Source organism: Deminuibacter soli (assembly GCF_003412455.1).
Taxonomy (GTDB): domain Bacteria; phylum Bacteroidota; class Bacteroidia; order Chitinophagales; family Chitinophagaceae; genus Deminuibacter; species Deminuibacter soli.
Genome location: NZ_QTJU01000001.1, coordinates 1,238,393 through 1,258,598, shown reverse-complemented (window position 1 = coordinate 1,258,598; position 20,206 = coordinate 1,238,393). Strand labels below are relative to the sequence as shown.

The following is a 20,206-nucleotide window of genomic DNA, read 5'->3' as shown; positions in this document are numbered from 1 at the left end:
TACCGCGCCATTAGGCAAAACATTACTTTCTTTGCGTGTTGTTGTTTTATCCAACCGGTAAAATAACAACACGCAATGCTTGTTTAGGGTATTGCAAAAGCAAGCGAACACCACACACTCAATAAACCGGAAAATCAGCTATGTCACAATCAAGAAGAGACTTTTTACGGGCAGCAGGCTTTGCAGCAGGTGCACTGTTGCCTGCAAGCAAAATGCTGGCAGCTTACAAACCATCACGCAACTTTGGCTTACAGTTATACAGTGTACGCGATGATATTGCCAAAGATCCCAAAGGCGTGTTGAAACAAATTGCCTCGTACGGATACACGCAGATCGAAAGCTTCGAAGGCAAACAGGGCATGTTCTGGGGCATGCAGCCGAAAGAATTTAAACAATTCACCGGCGATCTCGGTCTTACCATTATCAGCAGCCATTGCGACTACAAAACCGACTTTGAAAAAAAGGCAGCAGACGCAGCATCCATCGGTATGAAGTACCTGATTTGCCCGTACAAAGGACCACAGAAATCTATTGATGATTTCAAACGCTGTGCCGATGAGTTTAACAAAGCAGGTGCTATCTGTAAAAAGAATGGCATCCGCTTCGCTTACCACAACCACGACTATTCTTTCAAGTCTGTTGACGGACAAATACCACAGGATGTGATGATTGAAAACACAGATCCTTCGCTGGTTGATTTCGAGATGGATATTTACTGGGTAGTTACTGCAGGTGCAGACCCGGTTGCGTATATGAAAAAGTACAACAACCGCTTCCGTTTGTGCCACGTGAAAGACAGGCAGAAAGGCGCAACCACGCCCGATGCTTCTGTAATTGCAGGTACCGGCAGCATCGACTTCCGCACTCTGTTGCCACAGACAAAAAAATACGGCATGAAATACTTCATCATCGAGCAGGAACGCTACGACCAGGGCACCCCGCTTGAATGTGCAAAGGCAGATGCTGAATACATGAAAACATTGTCCCTGTAAATACAGGCAACAGCTATTCCACGCGAATTGCATGGAATAGCTGTTTTCTTTTATGCAAACTTCGGCAGCTTCCAGCCATTGTGATAGTCTGGTTTTACCAATGCATTGGCCTCATTGTGATTGAACTGCATTTTAGCAGCATCCCATTTAATCTTCTCGCCCGTACGAAAGGCAATATTGCCCATATGGCTTACCATTGCCACCTGCGCACCAGCCTGTATCGGCGTATGCAACAGGGAAGCATCTTTCTTTGTAATGGCTTCTACAAAATTTACGGTGTGGTTATCTAAACCATTATCGGTTGAGGGCTGCCAGGCAACAGCTTCCATTTTATCTACCTTCTTACTGCTGTCTTTTTCAGGCCTTACTTCCCAGCCACCGCGGGTTAATACCAGTGTGCCGTTATCGCCGATAAATGCAATACCATGCTGCTGGCCGTACTGCCCACCTGCCACGCCCATGGCATGTTCCCAGGTCATATCAAAACTGCCAAAATCATACAAGGCAGTTAACACATCAGGTGTTTCACGTGCATCACCGGGAAAAGAATATTTACCGCCGTTTGCCGTTACCGAAACAGGCGCATTCACCTGCATGCCCAGCAACACCATATCAATCAGGTGCACACCCCAGTCGGTCATTAACCCACCGGCATAATCCCAAAACCAGCGGAAGTCATAATGAAAACGGTTCTTATTAAAATCGCGGTGTGCGGCGGGCCCCAGCCACATATTGTAATCAACACCTGCAGGCACCGGTGCATTGGCTACAGGCGTTAATGCTTTGGAGCCGCCATTGTACATCCAGGCTTTTGTTTTTACAATACGGCCCAGTTTACCGCTGTGCACAAATTCAATGGCCTTGTTAAAATGCTGCTGGCTACGCTGCCACTGGCCAACCTGCACAATGGTATTGTAGCGTTGTGCAGCAGCAACCATTTGCTGTGCTTCATTAATACTGTTGGCTATCGGCTTTTCAACATATACCTGTTTACCTGCACTGCAGGCGTCTGTCATTTGCAGGCAATGCCAGTGATCGGGCGTACCAATAATCACCACATCAATGTCTTTGTTGTCGAGCAGCTTGCGGTAATCCTTGTAAATAGTTGGTGTGCAGTTCAATTTAGCCAGGTCTGCCTTGCGCATGGCAATAATGCTGTCGTCAATATCGCAAATGGCAGCGCAGTTCACCTGCGGTAATTTCAGTATAGAAGAAAGATCGGCCCAGCCCATGCCCTTGCAGCCAATCAACCCCACATTAATTTTATCTGAAGCTGCAATACCATTGCGTAAGGAAGCGATATCAGCGGCAGGCAATTGTTGCAGGATACTCATACCGGAAAATGTGAGCGCAGCATTACGGAGAAAATTACGACGGTGCATCATACAGCAAACGTTTTCGTGAAAAAAATTAAATAAACGGAGGTTTGTTATGGTTAACTAAACTAAATTTAAGTGATATACCTGAATAATCAGTTAAACCAACGATTGACATGCACTACGCTTTACCTGTTAAAACTCCCGCCCCCTTTGTCCGCACAGCATTTCAGCGATCACTATGTGCCATTGGCATTGTATTAAGCTGTATATGCACCACACAGGCACAGAAGGGCGAATGGACCTCCTTATTCAACGGAAAAGATTTAACCGGCTGGAAACAACTCAACGGCAAAGCCATTTACACCGTTGAAGCCGATGGCACACTTACCGGTACTACTGTTTCCGGTGAGCCCAATTCATTTCTTGCTACCGAAAAAGATTACGGCGATTTTATTCTTGAAGTAGATCTTAAAGTAGGATCTATGAATTCAGGCATACAAATACGCAGCGAGAGTACACCGTCTTACAAAAATGGCCGCGTACACGGCTACCAGGTTGAGGTAGACCCCAGCACCCGCGCATGGAGCGGCGGTATTTATGATGAGGCGCGCCGTGACTGGCTATACACGCTGCAATACAATCCCGGCGGTCAAAAGGCATTTAAAGTCGGTGAATGGAATCATTACCACATTGAATGTATCGGCAGCAGCATCCGCACCTGGATCAATGATATCCCCACTGCCAATCTTGTTGATAACATGACACCCAAAGGTTTTATCGCCCTGCAGGTACATGCTATCGGCGCCACTGAAAAAGCAGGCGAGCAGATACATTGGAAAAACATCCGCATTCAAACACAAAACCTGCACCCGCGCAAACCAGACGATATTGAGGTAGTAAACCTTATTCCCAACACATTGTCTCCGCAGGAAAAAAAGAATGGCATCTCTTTATTATGGGATGGCAAAAGCAGCAAGGGCTGGCGTGGTATCAACAAAAAAGATTTTCCTGAAAAAGGTTGGTTAATGCAGGATGGTGTACTCACTATCCAGGGCAGTAATGGCCAGGAAGAAGGTCTTGGCGGTGATATTATTACCGATAAAGAATACACGGCTTTTGATCTGCAATTTGAATTTAAACTCACACCCGGCGCCAACAGCGGCGTGAAGTATTTTGTAAAAGAAAGCTACGATACCAAGGGCAAATCAGGCATTGGTCTTGAATACCAGGTGCTCGATGATGAACGCCATCCTGACGCCAAACTCGGCCGCGATGGTGACAGAACCCTGTCTTCCCTGTACGATTTAATTCCGCGCAGCATAAGCGATAAACGCGCCTTTAAACCAATTGGTGAATGGAACATCGGCCGCATCATTGTTTACCCCGATAACCGTGTTGAACATTACCTCAATGGCTACAAAGTAATCTCGTATGTAAAAGGTTCCGACGATTTCAAAAAGCTGGTAGCCATCAGCAAGTACAAAGACTGGAAAAACTTTGGCGAGTGGACGGAAGGACATATCCTGCTGCAGGATCATGGCAACACCGTATCTTACCGCAGCATCAAAATAAAAGAGCTGAAATAAACAGCATTGAATAACACCAATACCTTAATTGCTTCCAAAATATTGTCATATGAGTTCACGCAGAAACTTTATTAAAAACACAGCACAGGCAACTGCTGCTGTATATGCCGGCACCATGGGCCTTTCAGCCAAAAGCTATGGCCGCATTCTCGGCGCCAACGACAGGGTAAACATCGGTATCGTAGGTTTTTCTGACCGCTTCAGAACCTCGCTGTTCCCTGCATTTCAAAACAATTATAAAGAACTGAACTTTGATATCATTGCGGTATCTGACCTGTGGAACAAGCGCAGGGATGAAGGGCAGGCATTCCTGAAAGACAAACTGGGGCATGATATACAAACCTGCGTTAACAACGACGCGCTGTACAAGATTAAAGATGTAGATGCAGTGATCATCAGCACCGCCGATTTTCAGCACGCCTATCACGCCATTGAAGCCGTGAAAGCCGGTCGTGATGCCTATGTTGAAAAGCCGTTTGCCGAAACAATGGATGATGCCAAAGCTGCGCTGAAAGCGGTAAAGGAAACCAACAAAATTGTGCAGATCGGTTCACAGCGCAGAAGTGGCAGTAATTATAAAGCCGCAGCCGACTTTATCAAAGAAGGCAAGTTTGGCCCCATTACCATGGTTGAATTAACCTGGAATGTAAACCAGCCCGGCCGCTGGCGCAGACCCGAACTGGTTGCCCAGTTAAAAGAGCAGGATACAGACTGGAAGCGCTTTTTAATTAACCGCCCGTTTGAAGCATTTAACCCGCGCATCTATCTCGAATACCGTTTGTTCTGGCCTTATTCATCGGGCATGCCAGGCCAGTGGATGAGCCACCAGATAGATACCGTGCATTGGTTCAGCGGTCTTAGACATCCACGCAGCGTAGTTGCCAACGGCGGCATTTATATGTGGAAAGATGGTCGCAGAAACTGGGATACCACAACGGCTGTATTTGACTATGGCCCTGCAAATGACCCTGCAACCGGCTTCCAGGTTATCTTCAGCTCGCGCATGCACAATGGCGATGAACATCCTGCTGAGATCTATTATTCCAATGGCGGCGAGTTAAACCTCATCACCAATAAAGTTTCACCTGCAGGCGGCCTCGGCAAAAAAGAAGCAGCTGCTATGAACATGCAGCCCAACCTGCTGCCCGAAGTAAGTTTGTCACAGGCCGAACAGGTAGTGGCTTCTGCCAATACCGGCGGCGATAAACTCACCACCGCACACATGCGCAACTGGCTCGAATGCGTACGCAGCCGCCAGCAGCCCAATGCATCGGTTGAAGCCGGCTACGCACACTCCATCGCCAACATTATGACCAACGCCGCCGTACATACCGGACAAAAAGCCACATTCGACGAAGAACGCCAGGAAGTAATGGCCGGCGGAAAGGTCTTCAAATTCTAATGTGGCAATTTGAAAATTTGAAAGCGCGCTTTACTCATCTACTCCATTTTCAAATTTTCAAATCAGCACATCTTCAAATTAAAAAGGAGTTGCCGAACGGCAACTCCTTTTTAATTTTCGATCGCAAAGCGATTATAATTTCCAGCCCTCGCGGTATTCGCGTTTTACGTATTGGTTAGCCAGATCGAAGTTGGTTACTTTCTGGTTGTCGCCATCCCACTGCAGGGTAATGCCGCGGCCCGGGTAAGTAAAGCCTTTACCGTTGGCACGTGCCTGGCGCAGGTTGAAGCTGCGGATAGCCAGGTTACCCATCAGGATGCTTTCTGTTAACGGTACAGCGTAGCCAATAAACGGAGAATCTACCTGCTGCTGGCCATAGCCTGCAATACAAGCATCTACCCACTGTTTGTAGTGACCTTCTGCACCACCCGGAATGCGTGGATATTTCTGCGGAACGTTGCCATCTGTTGCAGTACGTGCAGTTGGCAGCAATTGCGGATCCTGTCCGTATACGCCACACATCATTTTGCCTTTGGTACCAACAAACAGCACACCGTTTCCTACATCACCCTTGCCACCCATTATTTCATTAGGTCCTAATTCTTCAGGGCGCTCAGGCTGAATACCGCCATCCATCCAGTTCAAACGGATGTCTTCGCCTTTTTTGCCTTTGTATTTAAAGTGTACTGAAGAGGCAACAGGGCCACTGTCTGGCAAATAAGCCTGGCTGAAGTTGCCATCATAAATAGTTGCCTGGCTGCAGGTAACTTCTGTGGGGAAGCCCAGTTCCATTACTTTAAACACAGGGCCTACAATATGACAAGCCATATCACCCAGTGCGCCGGTACCGTAATCCCACCAGCCACGCCAGTTAAAAGGAACTACGTTGTCAACATACTCGCGTTTGGGCGCAGTACCTAACCACAAATCCCATTCAAGACCGGCGGGTACGGGTTTGTTCTGGCTGGGCCATGCAATACCCTGCGGCCATACGGGGCGGTTAGTCCAGCAATGCACAGTATGCACATCACCAATCAAACCTGCATCATACCACTCTTTCAGGGTGCGAACGCCATCGTTGGATGAACCCTGGTCTCCCATCTGGGTTACTACTTTATAACGTTTGGCCGCTTCACCCAGCAGTCTTGCTTCGTAAATATCGTGTGTAAGCGGTTTTTGCACATACACGTGTTTGCCTAACTGCATGGCATGGTAGGCAACAATTGCGTGGTTGTGGTCGGGGATACCAACTGAAACCGCGTCAAAGTTTTTGCTCTCTTTCTCAAATAACTCACGCCAGTCGTGATAATATTTGGCCTTCGGAAATTTCTCAATGTTGTTCTTAGCCTGCCTGTCATCAACGTCTACCAGGTAAGCAATTTCAGCACGACCGGTAGCTGCGAAATGACGGATATCGTCACCACCTTTACCACCCGCACCTACACCGGCAATCAGCAGTTTATCGCTGGGTGCCACATAACCTTTGCCGCCAAGTACATGTCTTGGTACAATGTAAAAACCGGCAAGTGCCGTTGCTGTTTGCTGGATAAATTTCCTGCGCGATGAAGAACTTTGCTCTTCTGCCTGCTGGGCTTTTTGCCCGGGAGTTTTGCTTTTCATATGAATAAATCGTGGTTAATCAATGAGCTTTCAAGATAGTAAATAAATTAAAAAGTAAACCGATTTAGCTAAGTTCTATTTTTCTGAATTAGAAAATAATGCACCAGCTTTGTGTGTAACCCCGAACAAACAGCGTCAATTACAGTTGTTTAACCCATCCGGGCCCCTGCTGCCAATGCGTGCCCGGGCTAAATGCGAACCATGCCATTAACTGCTACCACCTTTGCCGCCATGCACAACTGCTTTTGCAGCGGCGCCACACGTACGCTTGCTTTCCGCAAAAAACAGCTGCAGCTATTGAAAAATGCCGTGAAACAATTTGAACCGCTGCTGCAACGCGCACTGCATGCAGATCTCCGCAAATCGCCCGAAGAAGCCTATGCCACCGAAATAGGTTTGGTATACGCCGAAATAACACATGCATTGCAACACCTGGGCGAGTGGATGCAGCCCGAAAAAGTAAGCACGCCCCTGATGCTGTTTCCTTCATCGAGCAAAATTGTACGCGACCCGCTGGGCATTTCACTCATTATTGCGCCGTGGAATTATCCTGCCCAGTTATTGCTTTCACCACTCGCAGGCGCCATTGCTGCCGGCAACTGCGTTGTATTGAAACCCTCCGAACTGGCGCCGCATACTGCAGCGGTAATTGAACAGATGATACAAACTTTTTTTTCGGAAGAACATATTATGGTTGTGCAGGGAGATGGTGCCCTTGTGGTGCGGCAGCTGCTGAAAGCCTACCGTTTTGATCATATTTTTTTTACCGGCAGCATTCCGGTTGGCAAATCTATTGCATCAATGGCCGCTGAAACCCTTACCCCCGTTACGTTAGAGCTTGGTGGCAAAAGTCCCTGCATTGTAGATGAAACCGCTAATATCGCTGTTGCCGCCGCACGCATTACCTGGGGCAAGTTTACCAATGCAGGGCAAACCTGTGTGGCGCCCGATTACCTGCTTGTAAAAAACGATTGCCGTGATGCCCTGCTGCAACAGATACAACAGCACGTACACCGGTTTTATACCGCCGACCCGGCAGCTTCACCAGACTATGGCCGCATTATCAATCGCCGCAGGTTTGATAAACTGTTATCGTACCTGCCGCAAGGCAATATCCTGTTTGGCGGTCAGGCCAATGCAGCTGATTTATATATTGCACCTACGGTGATGGACCAGGTGCGCCATACCCAGCCGCTGATGCAGGAAGAAATATTCGGGCCACTGCTGCCCGTATTTACTTACCGTACCAATGAAGAGGCGGCAGACCTGGTGCGCCAGCACAGCAATCCCTTATCCCTGTACGTATTCAGCAACAACCGGAAAACACAGGATTATTTCACTGAAAACCTCGGCTTCGGCGGGGGCTGCATCAACAATACATTAGTGCACCTGAGTAACCCCAACCTGCCGTTTGGTGGCCTGGGATGCAGCGGCACCGGCCAGTACCATGGCAAATACAGCTTCGATGCGTTTACCCGCCCCAAGGCAATTTTACAAACCGCTACCTGGATTGACCCGCCGGTCAAGTACCCGCCTTATGCCGGTAAAATGAAATGGTTCAAACGTTTTTTACGGTAAGTTGTAAGGAGCAGGAAAGACGCGCGTCTCCGGCTACATCAAACGCAAATTTTATGACAGGCAAACAATCATTCATGCGGAAAGCGTACCCGGTAATAATGAAACTTACCCGTTTCTTCGGTGTTAACAATAAAGCCTTTAGCAACAAACGCTCGGTTAAACCGGCTGTTCCGTTTTATACCCTGCAGGCCAATGCCAATACAGGCAAACCCATTTCTTTTGCAGATTTTCAACATAAAAAAGTATTGCTGGTAAACACTGCATCCGATTGTGGTTACACCGGCCAGTATGCTGAATTACAACAGCTGCACGAGCAATTCCCCGACCTTGCTATTCTTGCTTTCCCTGCAAATGATTTTAAAGAACAGGAAAAAGCCGACGACCAGTCCATCGCTGCTTTCTGCCAGGTAAATTATGGTGTATCTTTCCCTTTGATGCAAAAAACCAGCGTGGTAAAAGGCACACAGCAAAACCCGGTTTTCTCCTGGTTAAGTGATGCAGCCAAAAACGGCTGGAACGACCAGCAACCACAATGGAACTTCAGCAAATACCTGGTAAACGGCAAAGGTGAACTTATGAATTATTTTGGCCCTGCCATTTCACCTGTAAGCGATACATTTATTACCGCGCTGAAGCAATTGTAACACCGTTGTAAAATAAATAAACATGCTCAGCAGAACTGTAATTGAAAAATATTTTATAGCCGAAAAACAAATTGCACTGGCATTTGTGATCATCGGCATAGTAGCCATTATTATAGCCCTGCTGGGCTGGCTGTTGTGGAAAACGCCTGCATGGAAAGGCGCAGCCATACCATTAATGATAACCGGCTGCATACAGCTTGCAGCCGGTTATACAGTTTACCAGCGCAGCGATGCACAGCGCGTTGCCAACGTATATGCATTTGATATGAATCCCGGCCAGCTTAAACAAAAAGAGCTGCCGCGTATGCAGCAGGTAACACGCAGGTTTCCGCTGTACCAGGCTGTTGAAATAATCCTCGCACTGGCAGGCATTGCCTTATTTGTGTTGTACCGGAACAATGCGGCAAAACAATTGCTCTCCGGCCTGGGGTTAGCCTTGTGCATACAGGCAATAATAATGTTGGGTGCAGATTTTTTCGCCGCCAAACGCGCGCGTGACTATACCAATGACCTCAGCAATTTTGTTACTCATCAGCCTTAGTATGTTTTACACGCTGCAGCATGTCGAGTATGCTGTTGCGGATGCGTTCCCTTTCTAAAAAAGCAATCAGGTGCCCGCGTTTGGGAATAAACTGCACATTCACATGCGGTGAGTTTACCAGGTGTGCCTGCGCAAATGCAGCATTGGTAGTATACACCAGTTTATCCTGCGATCCCTGTATATAGTTTACCGGCGCATGTATATTTTTCCAGAGCGGCAGCATTTTCTCCAGCTCGCTTTTGTGGGTGATTTTTTCAATGTTCGCTGTTTTAAACATGCGTGGAATAAACCAGTGAAAAACCGGGCTTTCAATCATTGGTGTAAACCAGTAAATTTTTTCTTCTCCAGGTGCCAGTGCAGGCGCCACCAGTACAATGCCATCCACCAGTTCAGGATAGTCCATTGCAATTCTGCACACCACCGATGTGCCATACGATGCACCCACCAGTACCACCGGGTGATGTATCTTTTGCAAACTGTCAAGAATAGGCCGTATCATGGCAGCCTGTGTTTGAATGGAGGTAACAGGATCTGCAAGTCCCGAATAGCCATACCCCGGCCTGTCAACAGCATACAGCGTAGCCTGGCCAAGCAGCAGGCTGTCGGTTAAATAATCCCGGAAATAAGTGGAGGAACTTGGTGCACCATGCACAAACAATACGGTGGCACTGGTATCCGAACCAGTGCTGATATACCGCATGGTGCGGTCGTGCGTTTGGTAATAACGGATGGAAACCGGCGTGTGATTCGCCTCGAAATAAGTCCTTACTTCCTTATCATCCATTCTGAATTGCACCAGCCGGTCAAACACCAGCAGCAGCACAATCATCAGTATAAATAAAATCAATACTGTTCGCAGTAATATTCGGGCAATCCTTTGGGCCATGCAGTCAAACTTATAACACTAATAGGACAAATAAGCTGTCCCTTGGTTGAGTTTATGTTAAGAAAAGACGACTGGCTGTTTAGCTGCACCGCCGGTATAAAATCAGTACGCACATTCTTCCAGCTGCGAGGCAGCGAAGCCTGCAATTTTGCGTTCCGGCACAAAACCATCGTAACGCGCAACAATCTGCTGCAGCACTTCCTCAATTTCTGCAACGGTTTTTAAGGTTACCAGCTGGTTGCGGAATTCTTTTATGTGCGGAAAGCCCTTCAGGTAATTGGTATAGTGGCGGCGCATTTCCAGGATACCCACGGTTTCATTTTTCCATTCAACCGATTTTACCAGGTGCTTGCGGATGGCAGCTGCCCTTTGCTGAATGGTGGGTGGTGCCAAATGAGTGCCTGTAGCTGCAAAATGCTTGATTTCATTAAAAATCCACGGGTAACCAATTGCAGCACGGCCAATCATAATACCATCTACATCGTACCGTTTTTTGTACAACACCGCTTTTTCCGGGCTGTCAATATCCCCGTTACCGAAAATAGGCATCTGTATGCGCGGGTTGTTTTTTACTTTGGCAATCAGCCGCCAGTCAGCCTCGCCCTTGTACATCTGGGCCCTTGTGCGGCCGTGAATGGTGAGCGCTTTAATGCCCACATCCTGCAGGCGTTCGGCTACGGTTTCAATATTAATACTGGCTTCATCCCAGCCCAGCCTGGTTTTTACGGTTACCGGCTTGCTGGTAGAGCGTACCACCGCTGCGGTAAGGCGCACCATCAGGTCAATATCTTTTAAAACGCCGGCACCGGCACCCTTGCATACCACTTTTTTTACCGGGCAACCAAAATTAATATCCACCAGCTCGGGGTTGGTGGCATCGACTATTTTCGCGCTCAAAGCCATCGCCTCTTCATCGCCACCGAATATCTGGATGCCCACAGGGCGTTCATACTCAAAGATATCCAGCTTCTGGCGGCTCTTGATGGCATCCCTTATCAACCCCTCGCTGCTGATAAATTCCGTGTACATCAGGTCGGCCCCGTTCTCTTTGCAAACCGCACGAAAAGGCGGGTCACTTACATCCTCCATGGGCGCCAGCAACAGCGGAAAATCAGGCAATTCTATATTATCGATGCGTACCATATTGATTATCAAAATTGTTCAGGTAAATGGTTTTCCTTGCAAGAAAACTTGCCACTTGCCTTGAAAGTTGCAAATTTACACCCTTATTAGGAATCGCATGTATCAACCTCCAAGAATCAGTTATTGGGCACAATTAGGCATTTTGTTAGGACTTTTTGGTGGCTGCACCATAATCGGGTCTGTGGTAATTTTCGGCATCGCCGCGTTGGGCTGGCATATACCGCTGGCAGATATACCCAGGGCCATCACCCAACCCGAAAACGCCGATCTCGTGCGCCTGGCACAGGGTACCGGTGCGCTCGTGAGTATGGGCCTGCCTGCCTTATTTTTCGCACGAATTGTTAACCGCTTCCCGCTGCGCGAATTGCGCTTCTCTTCACGCATCAACATCAAACAGCTGATTATGGTTGTGCTGCTGGTGTTTTTCGCCTTGTATGTAAGCGGTGCACTCGCAGAGTTAAACGAGCGCATTCCCATCGGCGATAAACTTGCCCGCAGGTTTAAACAGATGGAAAAGGAATACGACGACCAGGTAATGGTGTTGGGCCATATGCAAAACCTGCGCGACTATATCTATACCCTGTTCATCATCGCCTTTATCCCTGCCATGGTAGAAGAAATGTATTTCAGGGGCTGTATGCAGCAGCTGATGACCGGCTGGACCAAAAGTGCCTTTACTGCCATTTTAATCACCAGCATTGTATTCAGCGCCGTGCATATTTCGTACTACGGCTTTTTACCCAGGATGTTTCTGGGCTTTATGCTAGGCTATATTTTTTATTACAGTGGCAATATCTGGCTCAACATACTAGCGCATTTTCTCAACAATGCACTGGTGGTAACACAAATGTATATCCTCAGCAGGCAGGGCAAGCTCAGTGCAGATGCCATCAACGAATCGTACCCGCTTTACTGGGGCCTGGTTGGCATTGTGGCGATCATTGCAGTGTTCATGTATTTCAGGAAAGAAAGTCAGAAGCTGCGTTTGCAGTATCCTGATCCCGCGCCTGTGCATTTCTCAGACGATCCGTTTGCATAAAATATAAACCATTTACAATGGCCCTTAACATCGAAACTTTTAAAACACGCGCATTATCAGCCGTGGTTTTTGTGGTCATCATGCTGGCAGGTTTGCTGGTAAACCACTGGACGTTTTTGCTGCTTTTCACCATTATCCATTTCGGTTGCTGGAAAGAATACCAGCAGCTGGTAGGGCTTATTGATCCTGATTACAAAGAACTGACCCCTATTCACCGCTATGGCGTACAGCTCATGGGCTGGGGCTTTATGTTGTGGATGACGAGCGATGCCTACAGCATCGGTAATTTTCATCTGCGCGAACTGGGCTGGGGTATTTTGTTAACCATGATTGTGGTATTGCCTACCGCCGAAGTGGTACTGAGCCGCCAGCTGAATTTTAAGCTGCTCGGTTATTCTTTACTCGGGTTGCTGTACATCTCGTTAAGCTGGGCATTGATGATCGATATCCGCAACAACGGCCTGTCGGTTACGCATACCCTGCTGCCCAGGGATCTTGGCTGGATTTACCCCGTAGTGCTTATTGCTGCCATCTGGATCAATGATACCATGGCCTACATTGTAGGCTCGTTTATCGGTAAAACACCTTTCTCGCCCATTTCACCCAAAAAAACCTGGGAAGGCACTGCAGGCGGCGCCATACTGGCCGTGGCCGTGGTTACGCTGGCAGGTTATTTTTTATGTGGCCTGAAAGATATTGCAGCCCTGGTGGGCATCTCCGCTATTGCCGCAGTGGTGGGCACCACCGGCGACCTGCTCGAAAGCAAGCTGAAACGCATGGCTGGTGTAAAAGACAGCGGGCAAATGATGCCCGGTCACGGTGGTTTCCTCGACCGGTTCGATTCCCTGTTACTGGCCACCCCCTTTGCCTGGCTTTTTCTTAAAATAATCGGAGGCTGAAACAGCCTGAAACTTACAGCCGTGCAAGTTTCCGCAAGCTGACGGCTTCTCATTATCTTTACCGCTCAAATTTTCATCATGACGATTCACAGAGAAGGTTACAAGTCTATTGGTATTGCCGCCCTTATTTTTGGCGTATTAAACCTTGTATCATTTACATTTCTCAGCTCTTCACTTCCCTGGCTGGCTGCTATTGTATTTATTGCCACGTTGTTTCTGCTGTTATTTATTGTTTCGTTTTTCCGCATTCCCAAAAGAACACTCACTGTTAATGACAGCCAGATTATTTGTCCGGCCGATGGTAAAGTAGTGGTAATCGAAGAAATAGTTGACGTAGAATATTTCAAAGATAAACGCATACAGGTAAGCATTTTCATGAGCCCGGCCAACGTGCACGTAAACCGCAATGCCATTAGCGGAACCGTAAAATACAGCCAGTACCATGCAGGCAAATACCTGGTGGCATGGCACCCCAAATCTTCTACCGAAAATGAGCGCCACAGCGTGGTATTGGAGAACGCAAAAGGTGTTATATTAGTAAAACAGATTGCCGGCGCACTGGCCAAACGCATCTGCAATTACCTGAAAGTAAACCAGCAGGTAAAACAGGGCCAGGAAATGGGCTTTATCAAGTTCGGCAGCCGTGTAGATGTATTGTTGCCTGTAGGTACCAAAGTGGAAGTAGAACTGAACCAGGTGGTAAAAGGCGGTGTAACCGTACTGGCCAGCTGGTAATAGCATAATTGATTGCTTAATCACCAACCATAAAAAAGCTGTATGAAAAAATTAATGCTACTGGCCATTGCGGCCGTCCTGGTATCGGGTGTTGCCTTCGCCGGGGATAAGAAAAATAAAGACAAAGACTGCAGCAAAAAGGAAGCGAAAGGTAAAACCTGCAGCAAAAAAGACCATAAAAGCATGGACAAAAAGCCGGCTTAACACAAACAAACAAAGTGAATAGTCCTGCAAGTGTTTAACAGTTGCAGGACTATCTTTTTAGATGCCTTTCTATAAAAAATTAGCCGCTAATAAGTTTACCCCAGCTTCAAATGGTGCTGTTGCTGGTGCCCGCTTACCGGGAACAGGTATTTAAAGAAATTAAAGTAAGATGCTTTGGCTGGTTTTTCTTCCACACCCTGAAACCCGATTTGCTGAATCGTAAATTTCAGGTGCTGTGTTTCATAATCAGTGATCACCGCCGTTCCGCTTACAAGGATACTTACAGGCGATCCCTTTTTATAGAAATACAGTTCAGCAGCATAGCTGCACCAGTCGCTCGCGATAATGGGTAAATTGATGATTGAAAAGTAGATGTTGCTGTCAGTATCCAGATCCATTTCTCGGATAAATCCCACCGGGATTTTCTGACCAGCTTCATCATAAATGTACAACATTGCCTGTGACAGATCCATTAACCTGTTACGCAAATCATCAGCAGTTGAATGATTCTCCATACAATCCGTTTAGTTTAAATAATAGCTAGGTTAGCTTTCAAAACATGGAGGGGATTACGATACTATTTGTTTTGACAATACAACAGGGACAATGGTTTAACGGATATTAGGATTGATGGGTTTTTCCAGATACAAGTTCTGAAAAAAAATCCATTCTCTTGGTGAAAAATGGCTTAATTATTCGAAAACAAGCAGGTCGATAATCTGCTGCAGATACTGTTGATCGGTCTCATCAAAATGGTCCAGGTATTCACTGTCAACATCCAGTACTGCAACTACTTCATTGTGCCTGATAATAGGTAAGACAATCTCACTGCGCGATAAGCTGCTGCAAGCGATATGTCCAGGAAATTTTTCTACATCAGGTACTATCACGGTGCGCGCCTCTGCCCAACTTGTACCACAAACCCCGCGCCCTTTTTTTATTCTTGTACAGGCAACCGGCCCCTGAAAAGGACCAAGTACCAGTTCGTCTTGTTTTACAAGGTAAAAACCAGTCCAGAACCAGTTAAATTGTTCTTTCAACGCACCGGTAACGTTTGCCAGGTTGGCTATTAAATCAGGTTCACCTTCCAGTAAACCTTTTATTTGGGGAATCAGCGATTCGTATTGTGTAGTTTTTGACCCTTCACTCACCAGTAAATCTTCTGCCATAACAATATTAATCAGGCAGTAAAATTACACCGTTTTCGCAGTAAACAAAATGTGATTACATTGATTAACGTACTGTTATATCCTTAAAGATAAATAGCACAACATTTTATCGCTTCCATACACGGTAATTCACCATTATGGCAACATATTGTGTGAGAAATAACTACATGAAACCGGTGAAAAAACGGTACCGCTATCTTTTACTTCTGAAGAAAGATTTCATTAGTTCAGCACATTCATTTTGCAAAATACCGGTTACCAGTTCTGTCTTGGGATGAAAGGGCCATTGCTCCTGCGTAATATGCTTGTACCCGTTTTTTTCATCGGCTGCACCAAACACCACGCGCGAAATTTTACTCCAGTACAATGCACCGCAACACATTAAACAAGGTTCAACGGTTACATACAAAGTAGCATCAGGCAAATACTTTGCACCCAGGAAATTAAACGCAGCCGTTAAGGCAATCATCTCTGCATGTGCTGTTGGGTCGTTCAGTGTTTCTACCTGGTTATAACCGCGCGCAATAATCCTGTTCTGCATTACCACCACAGCGCCCACAGGCACTTCGTCTGCATCATAAGCACGCCGCGCTTCCTTTAAAGCCTGGCGCATATAATGTTCATCATCGTATGTAATTATATCATTCAATTTGTTTGTTTTAGCGTCCGGGGGGCCAATAGTTCAAAGTTCAATTGTTTCATTGTTCAATTGTTCAAGAAGCGTTCAAATGGAACATTTAAACTTTGAAACTTTTGAACGGCTTACATTGCCGCAATCCGGCTCTGTATGCCTTTCCTTATCACTCAACTTGTTTGTTTTAACCTTGTAAAAGTTCCAGTGTTTCATTGTTCAATTGTTCAAGAGGCGTTCAACTGGAACATTTAAACGTTGAAACTTTTGAACGGCTTACATTGCCGCAATCTGTCTGTATGCCTTTCAGCATCACTCAGTTTGTTTGTTTTAACCTTGTAAAAGTTCCAGTGTTTCATTGTTCAATTGTTCAAGAGGCGTTCAAATGGAACATGTAAACGTTGGAACTTTTGAACGGCTTACTACTTCATCCCCGCAATCCAGTTCTGTATGCCTTTCAGAATCTGCGTTGCCACTTTTTTATGAAATGCCGGGCTCAGTATTTTTTTCTCGTCTGCACGGTTGCTCAGGAAAGCTACTTCCACCAGCGCATTGGGGTATTCTGTTGGTCCGCTCAACGCAAAATTAAAGTTGCCCACATTACCGTATTCATTCAAACCGAGTGCAAGCATCTGTTTTAAAATAGCCGTGCTCAATGGCCTGAAGCCGATATAACGATAGTAAGTGCTGGTACCGCTGACAGAATCATTCCCTGCAGAATTCAGGTGTATGCTGATCAGCAAATCAGGCGCTTCCTGCAACAGCATCTCTGTACGCTCAGGCATGGTTAAAGTGGTATCGTCGCGGCGGGTCATAAACGTGTGTTTTACACCTGCAGCCTTCAGTGTTTTCTCCAGCTGTTTGGCAATAAGCAATGTGTAATTTTTCTCCAGCACATGACTGGTTACTCCATCTGCACCATCATTATCCCCGCCATGCCCTGCATCAATTGCAATACGCAGGTTGCGGATGCTGGTAATATCCGGCTGGCGTTTGATGCGGATGATCAAACGGCTACCCGTGCTGTCGTAGTAAATATGATGCCCCCAGTGTTGCTGGTGCTGCAGCTCAATAGTTACGCGCAACACATCATCTTCCTTTTGTTCGTAATAAACATTCCTGATTTCTTTGGCAGTCTTCAGCTGGGTTATCCAGTTGGTATTGCTGGTTGCCCCGTAAATATCTACGAGCAAACGCGAAGGATGTATTTCCTGTATGGCCTTATACGGCAGTTTCTGTTCCAGGTTAATTTTTACATAGTCATAATCGTCATCGCCGTATACACGGAAATTTTCTGACAATATATAGGGCTTTGCCTGCAGCGTGCTGTCTCTTTTCACAGCCGTTTTAGGCATATAGGCAAAATGAAACCGCGATAGCTGCACCCGGTAATCCGTGTTCACACTGTCTACCACTTTCATTACTACATTGGTATCTATATAACCCATTTTAGCGCCGCCCAGGCGATCATCGCCCAATCCATATTCCATATAAGGAAACCTGCCGGTTGTTTTACCCATCCAGAAACTGCCGGGGTACGCTTGTGCAGCTGCGCACAGCGTTATGGTCAATGCCAGTAGTAAGTTAATTGCCTGCTTCATAAAATGAAGATAATTGAAATATGTTTTGAGTGATAACTTTACAGCATGTCAGCGATTAAACACCCTTCGGAAATAGTACAAACAGACTGGATCAATATCCTGCGTAGCGAAGCAGCACGGGCAGAACAACTCAAACAATTAACGCCTGTACAGGTAGCCTTGCTGCACCGGCAGCGCTGGTTTACCCTGCTTACGCCCAAACAATACGGCGGCCTTGAGTGGAGCCTGCCAGCAGTAGTGCGTTTTGAAGAAGCCATTGCCTGGGCCGATGGCAGTGTTGCGTGGGTGCTTACCCTTTGCACCGGTGCCGGCTGGTTTGGCGGCTTTCTGCAACCTGCACTTGCCCAAACACTTTTTGCCGATCCTGCAGTGTGTTTTGCAGGCAGCGGCGCACAGGCCGGTACTGCAGCCATTACAGCTGAAGGTTATATTATCAATGGTCAGTGGTTGCATGCCAGCGGTGCACCGCATGCCACAGTTTTTACCGCTAACTGCACCATTACCCGCAATGGTGTTCCGCTTACCGGCAGCGATGGCAACCCAGTCATAAAACCTTTTGTGTTGCTGCCCGGCGAAGTGGAATTACTCCCTACCTGGAAATCGTTTGGCCTGGTAGCTACCGCCAGTAATGCCTTTAAAGCAACCAATGTAACGGTTACACGGGACCGCTGTTTTGAAATTAACCAGGCCAGGGCTGTTGACCCTTCGCCGTTGTACCAATATCCTTTCCTGCAACTGGCCGAGGCAACCCTTGCCGCCAATATCAGCGGTATGTCCCTGCACTTTACAGAGGCCGCGCAACAGCTGTTGCAGCAAACACAAAAGCCCGGCACCATGGCCATTGCGGGCCCCCTGCTTCAGCAGGCACAGCATACCATTCAAACGCTGCGCACCGCGTTTTACAAGGCTTTGGACGAATCGTGGCAGCAACAACTGCAAGGCAGCATTACAGCGGCCGCCTTACAGGCAGTAAGTGAAACATCGCGCAAACTGGCGCAGGAAAGCAGGCGCACTGCAGATGAACTGTATCCGTACTGCGGCTTGCAGGCCGCAGCAACTGATACGGAGATCAACCGTATCTGGCGCGATTTGCACACTGCCAGCCAGCATGGTTTGTTGATTTATCCGCGCGGTTAGCTTTTCAAGAGGTTAACAGGCAGGTTTTGCACAGCACTATGCGGCATTGCAGGCACAAACAATTTGCTTTTTTGTTTGTAAATCAACATTAGCCAAACATTAGTTAACCTGAAAACTTAACCGGATGAAAAAACTGCTTACGATTACAGCAGCCATACTGCTTACTGTATGCACCTATGCACAGGACAAAACCATCAAAGACCTGCAGGACCAAAGCAGCCGAGCCATTAAAAAAGATGAGAAAGACACCGTTGTAAAAACCTGGAAAAAAGGCGGGCAATTCAGCCTGAATGGCTCTCAGGCTTCACTCAGCAACTGGGCTGCAGGTGGCGACGATTTTTCACTGGCCATTACCGCCTATCTTAACCTGTACGCGTTTTACAAAAAGGGCAAACACAGCTGGGACAATAATCTTGATGTAAACTTCGGTTATGTAAACACCACCTCCACCGGTGCACGCAAAAATGATGACCGCATTGATTTCTTAAGCAAGTATGGGTATGAATTAAATCCCAAGCTAAACCTTGCCGGCCTGTTCAACTTCAGAACGCAGATGGCGAAAGGTTATGAGTATACCGAGACCAGTAAAACACTGCTGTCAGATTTCTTTGCACCGGCTTATCTCATTGTCAGCCTCGGTCTCGATTATCACCCGGTTAAAAACCTCTCCATTTTCATGTCGCCCATTTCTTCGAGGTGGACGTTTGTGGAGAATGACAGCCTATCTGCAGCCGGACAGTTCGGTGTGGATTCGTTTAAGCATGTAAAGAATGAAATAGGCGCATATGTTACCGTGAACTATACTGCCAATCTTACCAGCACGGTAAGCTACAAAGGCAGGCTCGACCTGTTCTCCAACTACAAACACAAACCGCAGAACATAGACATCTTTTTCACCAATATGTTCGCGGTAAAAATCTCACGGGTATTATCTGCCACCTGGAGCCTTGATATTATTTACGATGATGATGTGCGGCAATTCGGCAAAAACAAAACATCGCCGGGCACGCAGTTGAAATCACTGATAGGGGCGGGTTTGCTGGTCAGGTTCTGACAAAACAACAATGCCATACCGGGGCC

At 47.0% G+C, this 20,206-nt stretch carries 20 protein-coding genes; 12 read left to right on the top strand and 8 right to left on the bottom strand.

What is annotated here, in order from left to right; genetic code table 11:
* Window positions 1-140: 140 nt before the first annotated feature.
* Window positions 141-992 carry a sugar phosphate isomerase/epimerase family protein gene (locus DXN05_RS05485; RefSeq protein ID WP_116846164.1) on the top strand — a complete coding sequence of 284 codons (852 nt, stop codon included), beginning with the start codon at window positions 141-143 and terminating at the stop codon, window positions 990-992.
* 50 nt (window positions 993-1,042) lie between these two features.
* Here the strand turns inward: DXN05_RS05485 and DXN05_RS05480 are convergent, their stop codons facing one another.
* On the bottom strand, window positions 1,043-2,326 hold the full coding sequence (locus DXN05_RS05480; protein ID WP_245975131.1) for a Gfo/Idh/MocA family protein: 1,284 nt from the start codon (window positions 2,324-2,326) through the stop codon (window positions 1,043-1,045).
* A gap of 158 nt (window positions 2,327-2,484) precedes the next feature.
* On the opposite strand from DXN05_RS05480, the gene DXN05_RS05475 reads away from it, so the two are divergent.
* Window positions 2,485-3,897, top strand: a complete 1,413-nt coding sequence (locus DXN05_RS05475; RefSeq protein ID WP_116846162.1) for a 3-keto-disaccharide hydrolase — start codon at window positions 2,485-2,487, stop codon at window positions 3,895-3,897.
* A 49-nt stretch (window positions 3,898-3,946) separates the two neighbouring features.
* Entirely contained in the window at window positions 3,947-5,299 is a 1,353-nt protein-coding gene (locus DXN05_RS05470) for a Gfo/Idh/MocA family protein (RefSeq protein WP_116846161.1), read from the top strand.
* 132 nt (window positions 5,300-5,431) lie between these two features.
* Here the strand turns inward: DXN05_RS05470 and DXN05_RS05465 are convergent, their stop codons facing one another.
* Window positions 5,432-6,919, bottom strand: a complete 1,488-nt coding sequence (locus DXN05_RS05465) for a Gfo/Idh/MocA family protein (RefSeq protein WP_116846160.1) — start codon at window positions 6,917-6,919, stop codon at window positions 5,432-5,434.
* 201 nt (window positions 6,920-7,120) lie between these two features.
* On the opposite strand from DXN05_RS05465, the gene DXN05_RS05460 reads away from it, so the two are divergent.
* The 3 genes from DXN05_RS05460 to DXN05_RS05450 all read left to right on the top strand — a co-directional run bounded on the left by DXN05_RS05460 (window position 7,121) and on the right by DXN05_RS05450 (window position 9,682).
* Window positions 7,121-8,497: an aldehyde dehydrogenase gene (locus DXN05_RS05460; protein ID WP_116846159.1), complete on the top strand. Its 1,377-nt coding sequence runs from the start codon at window positions 7,121-7,123 to the stop codon at window positions 8,495-8,497.
* Between the two features lie 74 nt (window positions 8,498-8,571).
* Window positions 8,572-9,141 carry a glutathione peroxidase gene (locus DXN05_RS05455; protein ID WP_245975130.1) on the top strand — a complete coding sequence of 190 codons (570 nt, stop codon included), beginning with the start codon at window positions 8,572-8,574 and terminating at the stop codon, window positions 9,139-9,141.
* A 22-nt stretch (window positions 9,142-9,163) separates the two neighbouring features.
* Window positions 9,164-9,682, top strand: coding sequence for a hypothetical protein (locus DXN05_RS05450; RefSeq protein WP_116846157.1), 519 nt, complete (start codon window positions 9,164-9,166; stop codon window positions 9,680-9,682).
* Here the strand turns inward: DXN05_RS05450 and DXN05_RS05445 are convergent.
* On the bottom strand, window positions 9,666-10,568 hold the full coding sequence (locus DXN05_RS05445) for an alpha/beta fold hydrolase (RefSeq protein WP_116846156.1): 903 nt from the start codon (window positions 10,566-10,568) through the stop codon (window positions 9,666-9,668). The genes DXN05_RS05450 and DXN05_RS05445 overlap by 17 nt on opposite strands.
* A gap of 102 nt (window positions 10,569-10,670) precedes the next feature.
* Window positions 10,671-11,711, bottom strand: a complete 1,041-nt coding sequence (dusB, locus tag DXN05_RS05440) for a tRNA dihydrouridine synthase DusB (protein ID WP_116846155.1) — start codon at window positions 11,709-11,711, stop codon at window positions 10,671-10,673.
* A 142-nt stretch (window positions 11,712-11,853) separates the two neighbouring features.
* Here dusB and DXN05_RS05435 point away from each other — a divergent pair, with 142 nt between their 5' ends.
* The 4 genes from DXN05_RS05435 (at window position 11,854) to DXN05_RS24570 (ending at window position 14,588) form a co-directional block, all read left to right on the top strand.
* The gene (locus DXN05_RS05435; RefSeq protein WP_158559136.1) at window positions 11,854-12,750 is read left to right on the top strand and encodes a CPBP family intramembrane glutamic endopeptidase; all 897 of its coding nucleotides are present in this window, start codon (window positions 11,854-11,856) and stop codon (window positions 12,748-12,750) included.
* A 17-nt stretch (window positions 12,751-12,767) separates the two neighbouring features.
* A complete protein-coding gene (locus tag DXN05_RS05430; protein WP_116846153.1) occupies window positions 12,768-13,649 on the top strand; it encodes a phosphatidate cytidylyltransferase in 882 nt (293 codons plus the stop codon).
* A 78-nt stretch (window positions 13,650-13,727) separates the two neighbouring features.
* On the top strand, window positions 13,728-14,384 hold the full coding sequence (locus DXN05_RS05425; protein ID WP_116846152.1) for a phosphatidylserine decarboxylase family protein: 657 nt from the start codon (window positions 13,728-13,730) through the stop codon (window positions 14,382-14,384).
* 42 nt (window positions 14,385-14,426) lie between these two features.
* On the top strand, window positions 14,427-14,588 hold the full coding sequence (locus tag DXN05_RS24570; RefSeq protein WP_158559135.1) for a hypothetical protein: 162 nt from the start codon (window positions 14,427-14,429) through the stop codon (window positions 14,586-14,588).
* A gap of 95 nt (window positions 14,589-14,683) precedes the next feature.
* Here DXN05_RS24570 and DXN05_RS05420 read toward each other — a convergent pair whose 3' ends face one another.
* From DXN05_RS05420 to DXN05_RS05405, 4 genes are all read right to left on the bottom strand, one after another.
* Window positions 14,684-15,103: a hypothetical protein gene (locus DXN05_RS05420; RefSeq protein ID WP_147313840.1), complete on the bottom strand. Its 420-nt coding sequence runs from the start codon at window positions 15,101-15,103 to the stop codon at window positions 14,684-14,686.
* A 177-nt stretch (window positions 15,104-15,280) separates the two neighbouring features.
* A complete protein-coding gene (locus DXN05_RS05415; RefSeq protein WP_116846150.1) occupies window positions 15,281-15,757 on the bottom strand; it encodes a GAF domain-containing protein in 477 nt (158 codons plus the stop codon).
* A 193-nt stretch (window positions 15,758-15,950) separates the two neighbouring features.
* Window positions 15,951-16,406, bottom strand: a complete 456-nt coding sequence (locus tag DXN05_RS05410) for a nucleoside deaminase (protein ID WP_262511492.1) — start codon at window positions 16,404-16,406, stop codon at window positions 15,951-15,953.
* Window positions 16,407-16,810: 404 nt separating this feature from the next.
* A complete protein-coding gene (locus DXN05_RS05405) occupies window positions 16,811-17,989 on the bottom strand; it encodes an N-acetylmuramoyl-L-alanine amidase (RefSeq protein ID WP_116846149.1) in 1,179 nt (392 codons plus the stop codon).
* A gap of 45 nt (window positions 17,990-18,034) precedes the next feature.
* Here DXN05_RS05405 and DXN05_RS05400 point away from each other — a divergent pair, with 45 nt between their 5' ends.
* Both DXN05_RS05400 and DXN05_RS05395 read left to right on the top strand, forming a co-directional pair.
* On the top strand, window positions 18,035-19,126 hold the full coding sequence (locus tag DXN05_RS05400) for an acyl-CoA dehydrogenase family protein (RefSeq protein ID WP_116846148.1): 1,092 nt from the start codon (window positions 18,035-18,037) through the stop codon (window positions 19,124-19,126).
* Window positions 19,127-19,250: 124 nt separating this feature from the next.
* Window positions 19,251-20,180, top strand: a complete 930-nt coding sequence (locus DXN05_RS05395; protein ID WP_116846147.1) for a DUF3078 domain-containing protein — start codon at window positions 19,251-19,253, stop codon at window positions 20,178-20,180.
* Window positions 20,181-20,206: the final 26 nt, after the last annotated feature.

Excerpts from the sequence above, each read along its gene's own strand:
- DXN05_RS05485 (WP_116846164.1), top strand. The coding sequence starts at position 141 with ATGTCACAATCAAGAAGAGACTTTTTACGGGCAGCAGGCTTTGCAGCA.
- DXN05_RS05480 (WP_245975131.1), bottom strand. The coding sequence starts at position 2,326 with ATGAGTATCCTGCAACAATTGCCTGCCGCTGATATCGCTTCCTTACGC.
- DXN05_RS05475 (WP_116846162.1), top strand. The coding sequence starts at position 2,485 with ATGCACTACGCTTTACCTGTTAAAACTCCCGCCCCCTTTGTCCGCACA.
- DXN05_RS05470 (WP_116846161.1), top strand. The coding sequence starts at position 3,947 with ATGAGTTCACGCAGAAACTTTATTAAAAACACAGCACAGGCAACTGCT.
- DXN05_RS05465 (WP_116846160.1), bottom strand. The coding sequence starts at position 6,919 with ATGAAAAGCAAAACTCCCGGGCAAAAAGCCCAGCAGGCAGAAGAGCAA.
- DXN05_RS05460 (WP_116846159.1), top strand. The coding sequence starts at position 7,121 with ATGCCATTAACTGCTACCACCTTTGCCGCCATGCACAACTGCTTTTGC.
- DXN05_RS05455 (WP_245975130.1), top strand. The coding sequence starts at position 8,572 with ATGCGGAAAGCGTACCCGGTAATAATGAAACTTACCCGTTTCTTCGGT.
- DXN05_RS05450 (WP_116846157.1), top strand. The coding sequence starts at position 9,164 with ATGCTCAGCAGAACTGTAATTGAAAAATATTTTATAGCCGAAAAACAA.
- DXN05_RS05445 (WP_116846156.1), bottom strand. The coding sequence starts at position 10,568 with ATGGCCCAAAGGATTGCCCGAATATTACTGCGAACAGTATTGATTTTA.
- dusB (WP_116846155.1), bottom strand. The coding sequence starts at position 11,711 with ATGGTACGCATCGATAATATAGAATTGCCTGATTTTCCGCTGTTGCTG.
- DXN05_RS05430 (WP_116846153.1), top strand. The coding sequence starts at position 12,768 with ATGGCCCTTAACATCGAAACTTTTAAAACACGCGCATTATCAGCCGTG.
- DXN05_RS05425 (WP_116846152.1), top strand. The coding sequence starts at position 13,728 with ATGACGATTCACAGAGAAGGTTACAAGTCTATTGGTATTGCCGCCCTT.
- DXN05_RS24570 (WP_158559135.1), top strand. The coding sequence starts at position 14,427 with ATGAAAAAATTAATGCTACTGGCCATTGCGGCCGTCCTGGTATCGGGT.
- DXN05_RS05420 (WP_147313840.1), bottom strand. The coding sequence starts at position 15,103 with ATGGAGAATCATTCAACTGCTGATGATTTGCGTAACAGGTTAATGGAT.
- DXN05_RS05415 (WP_116846150.1), bottom strand. The coding sequence starts at position 15,757 with ATGGCAGAAGATTTACTGGTGAGTGAAGGGTCAAAAACTACACAATAC.
- DXN05_RS05405 (WP_116846149.1), bottom strand. The coding sequence starts at position 17,989 with ATGAAGCAGGCAATTAACTTACTACTGGCATTGACCATAACGCTGTGC.
- DXN05_RS05400 (WP_116846148.1), top strand. The coding sequence starts at position 18,035 with ATGTCAGCGATTAAACACCCTTCGGAAATAGTACAAACAGACTGGATC.
- DXN05_RS05395 (WP_116846147.1), top strand. The coding sequence starts at position 19,251 with ATGAAAAAACTGCTTACGATTACAGCAGCCATACTGCTTACTGTATGC.